Origin of the sequence: Arthrobacter pascens (genome assembly GCF_030816475.1) — a bacterium.
Lineage (GTDB): Bacteria > Actinomycetota > Actinomycetes > Actinomycetales > Micrococcaceae > Arthrobacter > Arthrobacter pascens_B.
In genome coordinates, this window is record NZ_JAUSXF010000001.1 from 3107463 (window position 1) to 3121576 (window position 14114).

Below are 14114 nucleotides of genomic sequence, written 5' to 3' on the forward strand. Positions count from 1 at the left end.
ATCATTTCTGCCTGGGCCGAACAATACCTCGACGCCGGGAAGTAGCAGCCGCGGCGGGCCTGTCCCGGGCACGCACCTCCACCGGTACCTTGCCTGGCTGGATCTGGCGCGACGCCCTGGGCGCTTTTTCATGGGCGGACGGAACGTTCTTCAGGTCCTCTTCACGGATCGCTGCCCAGCCGGCGGACACAAGGTAGACCTGGCTGACCAGGTTGAACCAGATCAGCAGGCCAATGATGATGGCAAACGGCGCCAGGATGGGGTTCCGCCCGGCCCCGGCAAGCAGTTCCGTACTGAAAACCTGAAGGACAGTTGTGCCGACACCGGCAAGAATGGTGCCCTCCAGGAGTGCCCGGCGGGACAGCCTGAGCGCAGCGGCCAGCCGGAACATGATGACGGCCGTGACCCAGCTCAGGACCAGCGGCACTCCGATTTTCACTGAGGTGGTCAGCGGGCCGGACAGCGCCGGATCCAGCTGCAGGAAATCCGAGACCCAGCCCGCGGCTGTGCCAAACACCAGGGACGCCCCTGCGCTGATTACCAGGGCCACGCCGAGCAGCAGCAGGGTCCCGGCATCGCGTAGCTTGAGCAGGGCGGGATTAACCCTGAGCGGCGGGAGCTGCATGACCACCCGGAGGCCGGCACGGACGCCGTCGACCCAGCCGAGCGAGATGACAAAGGTGACTGCCCCGGCGACTACCGCCGTCCAGCCAAGTCCGTCCGGATTCAGCAGGTCCGCCGGGTCAACCAGACCCTCGCCGCCGTCGACCTTCAGAAGCCCCGGGGCACTCTGGGCAACGGTGTTGATGACACGCTCCAAAAGGGGGGGCTCGCTGCGTAGCGCCAGGCCCGCAACCGAGAATCCGGTGGTGAGGAGTCCTGTGATGGAGAAGAACATCCTGAAACCGATACCCGCGCTTAGCAACGGACCGCGCTGGAGGTTGTAGTGCTGGAACACTCTCATCGGCCGCAAGGTATTGAGCCGGGCCTGCAGCCATTGGAACATGGCCAGCAGGCTGGCTAGCGGGCCGCCGTCGGACCTTCTGGCCCTTCCCCACTCCATCCGCTTTCGGATGGCGGCGAGCTTCAGTTGTGCCAGATCAGTGGGGGGCGGTGGGTCAATCGGCGTCGGCGGCGGCGTTCGCTGCGCAGGCACGGGCGTCGTCGTCGGTTTCCGTCCCAAAGTCCAGCTCTTCCCTTAGCTGCCAAATGCCGTTCGCATCGTGCTCGTAAAGTCCCATGCTAACCACGGGGAACGTGGCCCTGTAGTCCTTAAGGACCGTTTCGGCTTCGTCGAGGCTTTCCGGAGCGACATCATGGGCGATGGTCACGTGGGGGTGGTAGGAAAAAGGCAGGTCCCGCTCAAGGGGGCCGGTCTGGAGCTTCTCGTGAAGATCCACGCAGGCGCCGAAGCCGTCCTCCACGTTGATGAACACCACGGGCGAGACCGGCCGGAACGTTCCGGTTCCGGCGATAGTCACCATGAACGGGGCTTGCTGGCGGGCAACCTCACGGACGTGCGCCCGCGTTGCCTCCCAATCCTGGGTGGGCGTGGTGGTGACCAGCGTGATGTGGGCAGGAATAACTGCCGCCATGGGATCCCCAAAGGAAGCGCGCCATCTCTGGAGTTCTTCAGAGATGGCAGGCGGGAATCCAAGAATGACGCCTACGCTCATTCCTTCGCTGGCCTTGCGCGAAACCGACATCGGGCTAGCGGGCTCCTGGTGCGCCGCCATAGGGCAGGAACCCCACCTTGGCATAGACGTCGCTCAGGGTGGCCGCTGCGATCTCCCGGGCCTTGTCCGCACCGTGGGCAAGGAGCCGGTCCAGTTCCGCAGGGTCATCCAGCAGTTCGTTGGCGCGGTCGCGGATCGGTGACAGCCGCGCCACCACCTCTTCCGCGAGATCCGTCTTCAGGTGGCCGTACATCTTGCCCTGGTAGGCCGCAACGAGCTGCTCCACGGTCTGGCCGCTGATCCCGGAGAAGATGGTGAGCAGGTTCGAGACGCCGGGCTTGGCCTCACGGTCAAAGCGGATTTCCGTCTCGGCGTCGGTCACCGCGGATTTGATCCTCTTGGCGGTGACCTTCGGATCATCCAGCAGGTTGATCAGCCCGGCTGGGGATTCGGCAGACTTGGACATCTTGGCTGTAGGGTTCTGCAGATCGTAGATCTTGGCGGATTCCTTCTGGATGAAGGGCTGCGGAACCGTGAAAGTCTCGCCAAAGCGGGAGTTGAACCGGGTGGCAAGGTCACGGCTGAGCTCCACATGCTGCCGCTGGTCCTCTCCGACGGGGACGCCGTGCGGCTGGTACAGCAGGATGTCCGCGGCCTGCAGGACGGGGTAGGTAAAGAGCCCCACGCTGGCGAAATCGGAACCCTGTTTCTGTGCCTTGTCCTTGAACTGCGTCATCCGCGAGGCTTCGCCAAAACCGGTGATGCAGTTCAGGACCCAGGCAAGCTGGGCGTGCTCGGGCACCTGGGACTGGACAAAGAGCGTGCATTTCTCCACGTCCACGCCGCCTGCGATGTACTGGGCCGCTGTCACCCGGGTGCGTCGCGCAAGCTCCGCGGGATCCTGCGGCACTGTGATGGCGTGCAAGTCCGGGATAAAGAAGATGGCGTCGTACTCATCCTGCATCCGCACCCAGTTCACCAGTGCGCCGAGGTAGTTTCCCAGGTGGAGGGAGTCGGCTGATGGCTGCATGCCGGACAGGACACGGTGCCGGACCCCCGCGGCGGGCTGCCCGGTGGCTGAAAGCTCGGGCCGGACAGACGTTTCGGCATCGGGGGCAACGGCAGCGGCGTCAGCAGCTGCGGAGGTCCCGGTCACGGTGGAAGAAGTGGTCATTCGTTGGAAGCCTTCAAACTAGAGCCGGTAATCCACTACCAGCGGGGCATGATCGGAGAAGCGGGTGTCCCATGAGGCCGCCCGGTCCACGACCGCCGAGAGGGCGGCGGAAGCCAGTTCAGGGGTAGCCAGATGGTAGTCGATGCGCCAGCCGGTGTCGTTGTCGAAGGCCTTCCCGCGCTGCGACCACCATGTGTAGGGCCCATCGATGTCGCCGGCCAGGCCCCTGTGAACATCCTTCCAGCCGATTTCCTCGCCGAAGAACCGGTCGAAGTACTCGCGTTCCTCCGGCAGGTGTCCCGCTTTCTTGACGTTTGCCTTCGAGTTTCGGATGTCCAGGGGTGTGTGGGCCACGTTGAGGTCGCCCACCACCAAAGCGTGGTCGCTGTGCTTCGTCAGTTCCGGCAGGCGCGTGCTCATCACATCGAGGAAACGGAACTTGTCCTCTTGCTTGGCGGTTCCCACCTCACCGGAATGCACGTAGGCGCTGGCAACGGTCAGTTGAACCCGGTTGCCGGCAGCATCGGTCATCCGGAAATCTGCCTCCACCCAGCGGCCGGCGGTGGCGAAGTAGTCATCGCCAATGCCGTTACGGGTGTCCAGCGGCTCTTCCCGTGAAGCAATGGCCACGCCTGCGCGGCCCTTGGCCTCTGCCTCAGCGTGCAGGATATGCCAGCCCTCGCCCAGCAGCTGGCGGACGATCGCGTCAGGCGCCCGGACCTCCTGGAGGCACAGGATATCCACCTCGCGCGGCTCCAGCCAGGCCGCCATTCCGTTCTTGTAGGCAGCCCGAAGGCCGTTGACGTTGACTGATGCGATGCGAAGGTGGTCCTTCTTCAATGCCGAGCTCACCCGCTCCACTCTAGTCGATGATGGTTCCGGTGACCGGCTCTCCGCTTGAGCCCGGGGACTTGATCATGTCCCGGGCATTCGTCGCTGTGATCTCGATCGTTTCCAGGGCACGGTTGATGGTGTCCTGGTTGGCGGCTGCACCCTTGGCGCGCTCCTGCTCCACCACCCTGAGCTGCACCTGCACGATCTTGAAGGAATGATCCAGCTTGAGGTCGCGGACTTCGTCCGCTTCGGTCCGCTCGGACACGATGCGGGTGCCGCCATGGTCGGCAGAGGACGACGACGGCGCGCGGCCGGTAGCTGCGTTGAAGGCGTTGTGTGCCTCACTGAGTTTTACCCCCGCCTTCTTGGCGGCCTTCTGGATGCTGAACACCACGAAGGCTGCGAGCGCGAGCCACATGGCGGCGATGACCGCAACAACCCAGCCCACGACGTCGTTCTGGTTGGCTGCGAAGATGACCGCCACGACGAAGGCGATGACGAACAGCATCATTCCCGGCCCGCTGATGCGGAGCATGGAGAATCCGCCCTTGCGAGGGAAGGAGCCTGATGATGACTTGGAGCTGCCCAGAGATTGCATGACGCTATTGTCTCAAATGCCGCGGCCGGCCAAGCACCCTTCCACCCCCGGCGAACACCTCCCCCAAGTAAGTATCAGCAGGTGTCGTTCTGGGCGCCCAAAACGGCACCTGCTGCTACTCAGTTGGGGAACCCGCGTGCTTACTTGAGGAAGAGCTTCCGCAGCCTCACTGTAGTCAGCAGCATCCCCAGCACGGTCATCAGCAGGTAGTAGCCAATGTGGACGCCCGTGGCGGCTGTGAACGTGCCAACGCTGATCTGGCGCATCAGTTCCACCCCGTGCCACAGCGGCATGGCCTGGATGAGCCACTGAATGTACTGGGGGTAGACACTGAGCGGGTAGAACGTGGCGCTGAACAGGAACATGGGCATCATGATGAAGTTGATCCAGTCCATCTGCTGGAACGTCTTCAGGAAGCTGGTGATGCCCATCCCCAGGCTGGCGAAGCCGAAGGCGATCAGCACCGAAGCCGGAATCATCAGGATGGCCCACGGCGTGGTGATCAGCCCCATCAGTCCCATGACCGCGGTGAATCCGGTGGCGTAAAGCAGCCCTCGCAGGAGCGCCAGGAAGATCTCCCCCAAGGCAACGTCAAGCGGACCAAGAGACGTGTAGAGCATGCCCTGGTAGAGCTTCGCGAAGGTCATCTTGAAAAAGACGTTCCACGTGGAATCGTAGACGGCGCCGTTCATGGCAGAGACGGCCAACAGCGCAGGGGCAATGTAAGCCGCGTAGCTGATCTCACCGCCGCCGGGGCCGCGGACCGTGCCCACGATGGCGCCCAGTCCTACTCCCATGGAGATCAGGAACAACACGGGCTCGAAGAAGCCGGAGAGCATCACCATCCAGTTGGTGCTCTTCGTGGCCATGAGGCCGCGTGCGATCACGGCCCTGGCATTCCGGGAGTACAGGGGCCCGAACGTCCTGTTCCGGGCTTCCTCCGTGACACTGTGCCCTCCGGTAAGGACGCTCATTGTCCCATCCTTTTCACGAACTGCCGCTTGGTGAGCTTCCATCCCACGACGGCGAGCGCCAGCAGTACGACGATGTGCACGACGGTCAGCAGAAGCGGCTCCTGGTACCCGTAGCTGAAGACCCGGCCGAGCTCCGTGCCGTGCCAGATGGGCGAGATCCAGCCGATCCAGCGGACGGCCAACGGCAGGCTGTCCAGCGGGAAGAACGTTCCGGAGAACAGGAAGAACGGCATGACGATGAACCGCATCACCAGCGCGAACTGCCCCTTGTCCTCCGTGATCGACGCGGAGTAGGCCATCAACGGCAGCCCAAAAGAGAGACCGGCCGCGGTCGCCACCAGGATGCCCACCCACCCCCAGCCGCCGGGCGAGGCACCGAATAGCGCCACCGCCACGAAGTAGATGGCCGACTGCACCAGCAAGCGCACCGTCACCGCGATGATGTGCCCGGCGGCGATCTGCTCCGGCGTCAGTGGTGAGGCGTGCGGTCCGTAGTAGGTTCGGCGCCACTTGAAGCCGCCCATGACCGGGAAAGTGAACTCATTGGCTGCCGTCATAACGGCGGCAGATACCAGGAGTGCCGGGGCGATGAAGGCCAGGTAGCTGACACCGCCGAAGGCTGCTGCGCCCTCGGCGTCGACCAGCGTGGCGAGTCCCACCCCCATCGCGAACAGGTAAGCCACCGGCTGCCCCACGCTGTACATCAGGATGGAAAAGGCGTAGCCCTTCATGACCCGGAGTACCTGCTCGGCAAAGTAGAAGGCCCCCCACCGCCGGGCCCTGGCCGCTGAGGTTTCCGGGCCGTGCGCACGGCCTGCTTTTGCCGTCAACGCTGCTGTTTCACTCAACGAGGCTCCTGCCAGTCAGCCGGAGGAAAACGTCCTCCAGAGAGGACCTGCGCACCAGCGATGTCAGTGGCCGCAGGCCGCGCGAGGAGATCTGCTCAAGGGCTGCCTCGCCGTCGTGCGTGTAGATCAGTACCCTGTCAGGAAGGGCCTCAAGCCGTTCGCCGATTCCGCGCAGCTCAGGTCCGATGGTGGCGTTGCGTTCCGAGCCGAACCTCAGCTCCAGGACTTCGCGGGTGGAGTATTGCCTGATCAGCTCGGCCGGCGAGCCTTCCGCCATGATCCTGCCCTTGTCAACGACGATAAGCCTGTCGCACAGTTGCTCGGCCTCGTCCATGTAGTGGGTGGTGAGGATCAGCGTGACGCCCTGTTCCTTGAGCCTGAACAGCCTGTCCCAGAGAATGTGCCGGGCCTGCGGGTCCAGCCCGGTGGTGGGCTCGTCCAGCAGCAGGATGCGGGGTTCGTTGATGAGCGAGCGGGCAATGGTCAGGCGCCGTTTCATGCCGCCTGAGAGGGCATCGACCTTGGACTTCGCCTTGTCAGTCAGCTGCGCAAACTCGAGCAGCTCGTCTGCTTTGGGCCTGAGGTAGCTCATCGGCAGGCCGAAGTAGCGCCCGTAGACCAGCAGGTTGTCCCGCACCCTGAGTTCCTCATCCAGGTTGTCCTGCTGCGGAACCACTCCCAGGTGGGCCCGGACCTCAGGACCGTTGCTGTCCGGGTCCAGGCCCATGATTCTGAGGGTTCCGGAGGTGCGCTGGGTGACCCCGCCGATCATCTTCATGGTGGTGGACTTGCCCGCCCCGTTGGGACCGAGCAGCCCGAAGGATTCCCCCGCGCGGACGCTGAAGGAAATCCCGTCGACGGCGGCAACATCGCCGTAGCGCTTGGTCAGGCCCTGCGCCGAGATCACGCTCTGCTGCTTGTTCTGGCTGGCGGCGGATGTGTTGGAGGACACGATCGCTTCATTGTGCACCTCAGCAGACTAATAGAGCATTACCCCCAGCGGAAGGGGTAACCGTGAACGTTCACAAACGGGGCGGCAAAGTGCCGGCACCCGTTAGCGAAGCTGGTCTGAGCGCAGCACTTCCAGCCGCTGCCTGAACTCTGTCTCGTCAATCTCACCGCGGGCGTACCGTTCCCGGAGGACCCCTTCACCTCCCTGCGCGGCAGCCCACCGACGGTTCCTGCGCCATGCCCGGCGCCCGATGAAAATGAGCAGCCCGATGACCAGGATCCAGAACAGGGGGAACAACAGGAACAGCGGCCAGTAGGCCCCGTCCCCCCAAGGTCCATGGGCGGCGACGCCGGCCGGCACCTGCGCGGCCGCGGTACCGATGACGGTGCTCAATGATGTCAACATGTCAGCTCCAAACTCTCGACAAGCCGTATCTCGGCTCTGCTTCCAGTGTGGTTCGGGCCCGCATTGGGGGCGTCCGCCGCCGGGAGGCACTTCGGGCGGCGGACCTACTCCCCCGGGAGGCGATGCAGCCCGGTCAGCTGCTCCAGCCGGGCCTGACCAGGCCGGACTCGTAGGCCAGCACCACCAGTTGCGCCCGGTCCCGGACAAGCAGCTTGGTCATGATGCGTGAGACGTGCGTCTTGGCTGTCAGCGGGGTGATGAACAGCCGTTCGGCGATCTCGGCGTTGTTCAGGCCTTCGCCCACGAGCTGCAGGACCTCGCGTTCGCGGTCAGTGATCTGATCCAGAGAGGCCGGCGGCTTGGCTGCCCGGGACTGCACGGCCAGCTGGGCCATGATGCGGCGGGTCACCGACGGCGAGAGGAGGGCGTCGCCGTCGTGCACCACCCGGACAGCCCGAAGCAGTTCCTCCGGTTCGGTGTCCTTGACCAGGAAGCCCGCGGCGCCGGCCCGGACGGCCTCGCTGATGTACTCATCCAATTCGAAGGTGGTCAGGATGATTACCCGCGTGCCGCGCAGCCCCGGGTCGGCCAGGATCTTCCGGGTGGCGTCCAGTCCGTCCCCCTGCGGCATCCGGATGTCCATCAGGACGATGTCCGGCCGTTCCCGGTCGGCCAGCATCACCGCGTCGGCGCCCGTGCCGCATTCGGCCACCACTACCATGTCGGGTTCAGCGTTCAGGAGGGCACGGAATCCTGCCCGGATGAGGGCCTGGTCGTCGGCCAGCAGGATGCGGATCATGACGCCGCCCGGCCGGCAGCCTGGAACTCCAGCGGCAGCATCGCACGCACGCGCCAGCCCGGATCGAGGGCGATGGTATCCAGTGTGCCGCCCAGCCTGGCCGCCCGTTCCCGCATGCCCTTCACGCCGTTTCCTTCGGGTTTCCCGGCGGCCCCGCCGCCGTCGTCGTCGATGCTGACCGTCAACCTGCCACCCGCGCTCCCCGGTTCCCACCCGACCACGACGGCGGCCTTCCGCGCACCGGCGTGCCGCACCACATTGGTCAGGGCCTCCTGGACGATCCGGTACACGGTCTCCTGTATAGCGTCCGGAAGGTCCTGTGGGGCGTCAATGTCCATCCGTACGGTGAGCCCTGCACGCCGGGCGTTATCCGCCAGTTCCGGCAGGCGGGCAAGGCTTGGTCCGGCTGCCGGGGCCAGCGGAGCGTCGTCGCGGAGCACGCCCAGAAGCTGACGGACCCCATCGAGGGACTCCTTGCTCGCGGACTTGATGGCCTCCAGTGCGGGACGGAACTGGTCCGGGTCCCTGTCCCCCAGGTGCAGTGCCACCGAGGCGCGGACGTTGATCATGGACAGGGAATGGGCCACCACGTCGTGGATGTCGCGTGCGAGCGTGAGGCGGTATTCGTCGCGGGCTGCCTGCTCCCGGGCCTCGCGCTGCCTGTGCCGTTCGGCCACGCGCTCGCCGCGCAGCCGGATGCCCTCGCCCAGGAGGACCAGAATGGCCAGCCATGAGGTGCCGGCGAGTGCCCGGACAAGGGACGCATCATCACCGGCCGCCAGGGACATGGCAATCAGCACGGCGGCGCACGCTCCCACTACCATCCATGTCTGCCAGCGCTTGCCTGCCGCGGCCGAGAACACGATGGCCAGGGCCAGGGAGAGAAAAACCGGTCCCCATGCGTAGCCCAGCGCCAGATAGGCCGCAACGGCGGCAGCCGCTACCGGGAGCATGAGCAGCGGGGCGCGTCGGCGCAGCGACAACGTGGCAGGCCCGAGCAGGAGGAGGGCGAACGCGAGGACGTCCAGCGGACGGTGATCCGGCTGCCTGGCAGAGGCAAAGACGGTGCCCGCCACCTGGATCACTGCCACCACCGCCACGATGACAACAGTGGGCGGTCCCCGGAAACGGTGCTGCATAATCCGAGCCTAGCCTCCGAGTGACTGGTTATCGTCCGCTTAACGGCGTAGGGCGCCTACTCCGGCTGGAGTAGGCGCCCTTGCTGGCGGCGGGAGGCGAAATCAGGCGACGCCGGAGGTGCTGCCCGCTGCCAGCTGGCGTTCAGCTGCTTCCACGACATTGGTCATGAGCAGCGCCACGGTCATGGGGCCGACACCACCGGGGTTCGGCGAAATCCAGCCGGCAACCTCGGCAGCGGCGGGCTCAATATCGCCGTGGACCCTGCTTTTGCCGGTCTCCGGGTCGGTTTCACGGGTGACGCCGACGTCGAGCACTGCCGCGCCCGGCTTCACGTCAGCGGCCTTGACGATGTGCTTGGCACCCGCCGCGCCCACGATGACGTCAGCCTGCCGCAGCAGCTCCGAGAGGTTCTTCGTCCCGGTGTGCGTCAGGGTCACGGTGGCGTTCACGGCCCGCCGCGTCAGCAGCAGACCGATCGAGCGGCCAATCGTGACACCTCGGCCGACCACCACGACGTGCTTGCCCGCGAGGCTGTAGCCGTTGCGCTCCAGGAGCTCAATGACACCGCGGGGCGTGCACGGCAGCGGCGAGGTGATCTCGCCGTTGACGTTCAGTACCAGCCGGCCAAGGTTGGTCGGGTGCAGGCCGTCGGCGTCCTTGGCGGGGTCGATCCGCTCAAGGATTGCGTCGGTGTCCAGGTGCTTGGGCAGCGGCAGCTGCACGATGTACCCATGGCAGTCAGGGTCCGCATTGAGTTCATCAATGAGGGCCTCAATCTGCGCCTGCGTGGCATCCGCCGGAAGCTCACGCTGGATCGAGTTCATCCCGATCTCCACGGACTGCTTGTGCTTCATGGACACATACAGCTGCGAGGCAGGGTCCGCACCCACGAGCACCGTGGCAATGCCAGGAGTGACCCCGCGGGCCTTCAGGGCCGCAACACGCTCAGCCAGCTCGGATTTGATGGCGGCAGCTGCTGCCTTGCCGTCAAGGATCTTCGCGGTCTGGGTCATGGACGGGTTTACCACTGCTCGTGCTGCGGGTACAGCGGGAAGTCCGCCGCGAGCTTGTCGACGCGGACCTGCAGGGACTCCACGTCAGTGGCGGAGCCGGCCTTCAGCGCGGTGGCGATGATGTCAGCCACTTCGGTGAATTCCTCGGCGCCGAAACCGCGGGTTGCAAGGGCCGGGGTGCCGATGCGCAGCCCGGAGGTGACCATCGGCGGGCGGGGGTCGAACGGCACCGCATTGCGGTTGACGGTGATGCCTACGGAGTGCAGGAGGTCCTCTGCCTGCTGGCCGTCCAGCTGGGAGTTGCGCAGGTCCACGAGCACCAGGTGCACGTCAGTGCCGCCGGTGAGGACGGACACGCCTGCCTCGGCGACGTCGGCCTGGTTGAGGCGGTCGGCAATGATCTTGGCGCCTTCCAGGACACGCTCCTGGCGCTCCTTGAATTCAGCGGTGCCGGCGATCTTGAAGGCCACGGCCTTGGCGGCGATGACGTGCATCAGCGGGCCGCCCTGCTGGCCCGGGAACACGTTGGAGTTCAGTTTCTTGGCCCACTCCTGCTTGGCCAGGATCACGCCCGAGCGCGGACCCGCGAGGGTCTTGTGCACGGTGGAGGTGACGACGTCGGAGTGCGGCACCGGGCTCGGGTGCAGGCCTGCTGCCACGAGTCCGGCGAAGTGCGCCATGTCGGTCCAGAGCAGTGCGCCCACTTCATCGGCAATGGAGCGGAAGGCTGCGAAGTCCAGGTGGCGGGGGTACGCGGACCAGCCGGCGATGATGACCTGCGGCTTCTCGGCGATGGCCTGCTCGCGCAGCTTGTCCATGTCCACCCGGAAGTTGTCCGGCTCAACCTGGTACGCGGCGACCTGGTACAGCTTGCCTGAGAAGTTGAGCTTCATGCCGTGGGTCAGGTGGCCGCCGTGGGCCAGGGACAGGCCCAGGATCTTGTCGCCCGGAGTGATCATGGCCGAGAGGGCCGCGGCGTTGGCCTGGGCACCGGAGTGCGGCTGGACGTTGGCGTACTCGGCGCCGAACAGTTCCTTGACGCGGTCGATGGCAAGCTGCTCCGCGACGTCCACGTATTCGCAGCCGCCGTAGTAGCGGCGGCCCGGGTAGCCCTCGGCGTACTTGTTGGTCAGGACCGAGCCCTGGGCTTCCATCACGGCCCGGGGGGCGAAGTTTTCGGAAGCAATCATTTCCAGGGTGCCGCGCTGGCGGCCAAGTTCCTGGTCGAGGACTGCGGCGATTTCGGGGTCCAGCTCTGCCAGCGACTGGTTGCTGACGGCGGCTGTGGTGGTGGCGGTAGTAGTCACGGAAAACTCCTGGCTAGGGGTACGGGCACTGCTAAGGTCAGGTTACCGGCTGGCGCACCGCACAGCCCGTTGATGACTGGGCGTGCAACTGCGCAGGAAGACGCTGCCCCAAGGGGTTGGCGGCTCATTTCCGGCAAAACATGACCCTCGGCCCAGGCGTACGATCCGTGGTCTTCGTGATTGCCGCTCCCTGGTGGTAAGCCACCCAACGCCAGTTGCGACCCGACAAGACTACCAAAGCCGGCCACGAAACACGGCCGCCCGGCGCGGGTACGCTGGTAGGCGTGAGTGAAGAGAAGCTGAAGCAAGCGTACGTAGTGACCCTGTCCTGCCCGGACCGCCCCGGAATTGTCCACGCCGTGGCAGGAGCCCTGCTGGCGGCGGGATGCAACATCACTGACTCGCAGCAGTACGGCAGCCCTTCGACGGGAAACTTCTTCATGCGCGTGGAAGTCACGACGTCGGCCTCCCGCGGGGAGCTCCACGCCGCCCTTGAACCTGTGCTCCGGTCCTTCGGAATGCAGTGGAGCCTCAACGCCGTCGGCCAGAAGGTCCGCACCCTGCTGATGGCGAGCACGTCCGCACACTGCCTCAATGACATTCTCTTCCAGCAGCGCTCGGGCACATTGCCCATCGAAATCCCGGCCATTGTCTCCAACCACCAGGACCTGGCCGGGCTGGCGGGGTTCTACGGGATTCCGTTCCACCACATCCCCGTCACGCCGGACACCAAAACCCAGGCGGAAGACAAGCTGCGCGCTCTCATGGCGGAGCACGATATCGAGCTGACGGTCCTGGCCCGCTACATGCAGATCATTTCCGATGACCTCTGCGCGGAACTCACCGGCAAGGCCATCAACATCCACCACTCGTTCCTGCCGTCCTTCAAGGGCGCCAAGCCCTATCACCAGGCCCACGCCCGCGGCGTGAAACTGATCGGTGCCACCGCCCATTACGTCACGGCGGCGCTCGACGAGGGCCCCATCATCGAGCAGGAAGTGATCCGGGTGGACCACGCGCGGACCCCGGAACAGTTTGTACAGATGGGCCGCGACGTGGAAGGCCGCACCCTGGCCCAGGCCGTCCAATGGCACGCCGAGCACCGGGTGCTGCTGGACGGCAACCGCACCGTGGTCTTCAACTGAGAGACCATGGAAACTGCAGCGGGGGACGGCGTGGAGGAACATAGCGAACAGCGCCTGGCGGACTTCTACAACCGCCGCGCGGCTTCCGGCACTGAACATCCGTTGTCTCCCCGGCGGGTGGAACAGCGGGAGCGTTTCATTACCCTGCTCAAGTCCGAGGGCCGCCACAGCGTCCTGGAGATCGGTTCGGGCACGGGCCAGGATGGACTGAAGTTCGTCCAGGCCGGCATCCGCTACACAGGCGTCGACCTGTCCGAAGGGCACGTCCGGCTCGCCAGGACCAAGGGACTGGACGTCTCGGTTGCCAGCGCTCGGAGGCTCCCCTTCCCGGACGCTTCGTTCCCCGCGATATGGTCCATGAGCACGCTGCTGCACATTCCGGCCAGCGACATCGACACCGTCCTGCGGGAACTGGTGCGGGTGGCGGCACCGGGGGCGCCCATCGCCGTCGGCCTCTGGTCCGGTGAGGACGAGGAGGTACTCAACCCCGAGGACGACGTCGACCCTCCACGTTTCTTCAGTCGGCGCAGCGATGAGACGGTCCGGCGGGTTTTTGGCCGGCATGGTGCGATAGAGGACTTTGTCACCTGGCCCGAAGGCCAGGGGCCGGAATCGGGGCCGGGGGCCGGGAACTGGACGCAGCATTACCAGCTCCTCATCCTCCGCACCCCCGCTTCCCCAGATATGTAGCAGCAGGTGTCCTAGGCTTGGCCCATGGCACCTCTCCACACTTTTGCCGGCGACACCCCGGCCGTCCACGAAACCGCCTTCGTAGCCCCCACCGCGTCGATCATCGGCAAGGCCAGCCTCGCCAGGGATTCCAGCGCGTTCTATGGGGTCTCAGTGCGGGCCGACACCGCGGCCATCACGGTGGGCGCCGGGAGCAACCTGCAGGACAACGTGGTGCTGCACGCGGACCCCGGCTTCCCCTGCAGCGTGGGCGCAGGTGTCAGCGTGGGCCACGCCGCCGTCGTCCATGGCTGCACCGTCGAGGACGACTGCCTGATCGGCATGGGTGCCACCGTCCTTAACGGCGCGGTCATCGGCGAGGGCTCGCTGGTTGCGGCCGGCGCCGTGGTCCTGGAAGGAACCGTCGTCCCGCCCCGCTCACTGGTGGCCGGTGTCCCTGCCAAGGTGCGCCGGGAACTCACCGACGACGAGTTTGAGGGCGTGAAACAGAACGCCGCCCGCTACGTCGAGCTGGCCCGCGCGCACCGGGAACTGCACGCGGGCTAGCCGCCAACCAGGG

General features: G+C 65.6%; 16 protein-coding genes. 3 read left to right on the forward strand and 13 right to left on the reverse strand.

The features are described 5' to 3' along the window. Position 1: 1 nt before the first annotated feature. The 13 genes from QFZ40_RS14195 to glyA all read right to left on the reverse strand — a co-directional run bounded on the left by QFZ40_RS14195 (position 2) and on the right by glyA (position 11720). Positions 2–1063 carry a YihY/virulence factor BrkB family protein gene (locus QFZ40_RS14195; protein WP_306906931.1) on the reverse strand — a complete coding sequence of 354 codons (1062 nt, stop codon included), beginning with the start codon at positions 1061–1063 and terminating at the stop codon, positions 2–4. A gap of 55 nt (positions 1064–1118) precedes the next feature. Continuing rightward, the gene (locus QFZ40_RS14200; RefSeq protein WP_306905177.1) at positions 1119–1706 is read right to left on the reverse strand and encodes a 2'-5' RNA ligase family protein; all 588 of its coding nucleotides are present in this window, start codon (positions 1704–1706) and stop codon (positions 1119–1121) included. Between the two features lie 4 nt (positions 1707–1710). Then, the gene (gene trpS, locus QFZ40_RS14205) at positions 1711–2850 is read right to left on the reverse strand and encodes a tryptophan--tRNA ligase (protein WP_306905178.1); all 1140 of its coding nucleotides are present in this window, start codon (positions 2848–2850) and stop codon (positions 1711–1713) included. Between the two features lie 18 nt (positions 2851–2868). Next, positions 2869–3702 (reverse strand): exodeoxyribonuclease III, encoded by an 834-nt coding sequence (locus QFZ40_RS14210; protein ID WP_306905179.1) that lies wholly within the window; start codon positions 3700–3702, stop codon positions 2869–2871. A 10-nt stretch (positions 3703–3712) separates the two neighbouring features. Then, a complete protein-coding gene (locus QFZ40_RS14215) occupies positions 3713–4282 on the reverse strand; it encodes a hypothetical protein (RefSeq protein ID WP_306905180.1) in 570 nt (189 codons plus the stop codon). A 140-nt stretch (positions 4283–4422) separates the two neighbouring features. Further along, positions 4423–5256, reverse strand: a complete 834-nt coding sequence (locus QFZ40_RS14220) for an ABC transporter permease (RefSeq protein WP_306905181.1) — start codon at positions 5254–5256, stop codon at positions 4423–4425. Beyond that, complete coding sequence (locus QFZ40_RS14225) at positions 5253–6104, reverse strand: ABC transporter permease (RefSeq protein WP_306905182.1); 852 nt, start codon at positions 6102–6104, stop codon at positions 5253–5255. The genes QFZ40_RS14220 and QFZ40_RS14225 overlap by 4 nt, the downstream gene beginning before the upstream one ends. Then, positions 6097–7074: an ABC transporter ATP-binding protein gene (locus QFZ40_RS14230; RefSeq protein ID WP_373427436.1), complete on the reverse strand. Its 978-nt coding sequence runs from the start codon at positions 7072–7074 to the stop codon at positions 6097–6099. The genes QFZ40_RS14225 and QFZ40_RS14230 overlap by 8 nt, the downstream gene beginning before the upstream one ends. A gap of 84 nt (positions 7075–7158) precedes the next feature. Continuing rightward, a complete protein-coding gene (locus QFZ40_RS14235; RefSeq protein ID WP_306905184.1) occupies positions 7159–7461 on the reverse strand; it encodes an SHOCT domain-containing protein in 303 nt (100 codons plus the stop codon). Positions 7462–7594: 133 nt separating this feature from the next. Next, entirely contained in the window at positions 7595–8260 is a 666-nt protein-coding gene (locus tag QFZ40_RS14240) for a response regulator (RefSeq protein ID WP_306905185.1), read from the reverse strand. Then, complete coding sequence (locus QFZ40_RS14245) at positions 8257–9399, reverse strand: sensor histidine kinase (RefSeq protein WP_306905187.1); 1143 nt, start codon at positions 9397–9399, stop codon at positions 8257–8259. Before QFZ40_RS14245 ends, QFZ40_RS14240 begins: the two co-directional genes overlap by 4 nt. 102 nt (positions 9400–9501) lie before the next feature. Further along, positions 9502–10413, reverse strand: a complete 912-nt coding sequence (locus QFZ40_RS14250; protein WP_306905189.1) for a bifunctional methylenetetrahydrofolate dehydrogenase/methenyltetrahydrofolate cyclohydrolase — start codon at positions 10411–10413, stop codon at positions 9502–9504. Between the two features lie 8 nt (positions 10414–10421). Next, entirely contained in the window at positions 10422–11720 is a 1299-nt protein-coding gene (gene glyA, locus QFZ40_RS14255) for a serine hydroxymethyltransferase (RefSeq protein WP_306905191.1), read from the reverse strand. A gap of 284 nt (positions 11721–12004) precedes the next feature. On the opposite strand from glyA, the gene purU reads away from it, so the two are divergent. Genes purU through QFZ40_RS14270 form a run of 3 tightly spaced genes read left to right on the forward strand, consistent with a single transcriptional unit; the run spans position 12005 to position 14101 of the window. Then, positions 12005–12865 (forward strand): formyltetrahydrofolate deformylase, encoded by an 861-nt coding sequence (gene purU / locus QFZ40_RS14260; RefSeq protein WP_306905193.1) that lies wholly within the window; start codon positions 12005–12007, stop codon positions 12863–12865. Between the two features lie 6 nt (positions 12866–12871). Next, positions 12872–13555 (forward strand): class I SAM-dependent methyltransferase, encoded by a 684-nt coding sequence (locus tag QFZ40_RS14265; protein ID WP_306905195.1) that lies wholly within the window; start codon positions 12872–12874, stop codon positions 13553–13555. 24 nt (positions 13556–13579) lie between these two features. After that, a complete protein-coding gene (locus tag QFZ40_RS14270) occupies positions 13580–14101 on the forward strand; it encodes a gamma carbonic anhydrase family protein (RefSeq protein WP_306905196.1) in 522 nt (173 codons plus the stop codon). Positions 14102–14114: the final 13 nt, after the last annotated feature.

What these genes read in the sequence shown, in the direction of transcription:
- QFZ40_RS14195 (WP_306906931.1), bottom strand. Translation starts at nt 1,063, where the DNA reads ATGGAGTGGGGAAGGGCCAGAAGGTCCGACGGCGGCCCGCTAGCCAGC.
- QFZ40_RS14200 (WP_306905177.1), bottom strand. Translation starts at nt 1,706, where the DNA reads ATGTCGGTTTCGCGCAAGGCCAGCGAAGGAATGAGCGTAGGCGTCATT.
- trpS (WP_306905178.1), bottom strand. Translation starts at nt 2,850, where the DNA reads ATGACCACTTCTTCCACCGTGACCGGGACCTCCGCAGCTGCTGACGCC.
- QFZ40_RS14215 (WP_306905180.1), bottom strand. Translation starts at nt 4,282, where the DNA reads ATGCAATCTCTGGGCAGCTCCAAGTCATCATCAGGCTCCTTCCCTCGC.
- QFZ40_RS14220 (WP_306905181.1), bottom strand. Translation starts at nt 5,256, where the DNA reads ATGAGCGTCCTTACCGGAGGGCACAGTGTCACGGAGGAAGCCCGGAAC.
- QFZ40_RS14235 (WP_306905184.1), bottom strand. Translation starts at nt 7,461, where the DNA reads ATGTTGACATCATTGAGCACCGTCATCGGTACCGCGGCCGCGCAGGTG.
- QFZ40_RS14240 (WP_306905185.1), bottom strand. Translation starts at nt 8,260, where the DNA reads ATGATCCGCATCCTGCTGGCCGACGACCAGGCCCTCATCCGGGCAGGA.
- QFZ40_RS14245 (WP_306905187.1), bottom strand. Translation starts at nt 9,399, where the DNA reads ATGCAGCACCGTTTCCGGGGACCGCCCACTGTTGTCATCGTGGCGGTG.
- QFZ40_RS14250 (WP_306905189.1), bottom strand. Translation starts at nt 10,413, where the DNA reads ATGACCCAGACCGCGAAGATCCTTGACGGCAAGGCAGCAGCTGCCGCC.
- QFZ40_RS14265 (WP_306905195.1), top strand. Translation starts at nt 12,872, where the DNA reads ATGGAAACTGCAGCGGGGGACGGCGTGGAGGAACATAGCGAACAGCGC.
- QFZ40_RS14270 (WP_306905196.1), top strand. Translation starts at nt 13,580, where the DNA reads ATGGCACCTCTCCACACTTTTGCCGGCGACACCCCGGCCGTCCACGAA.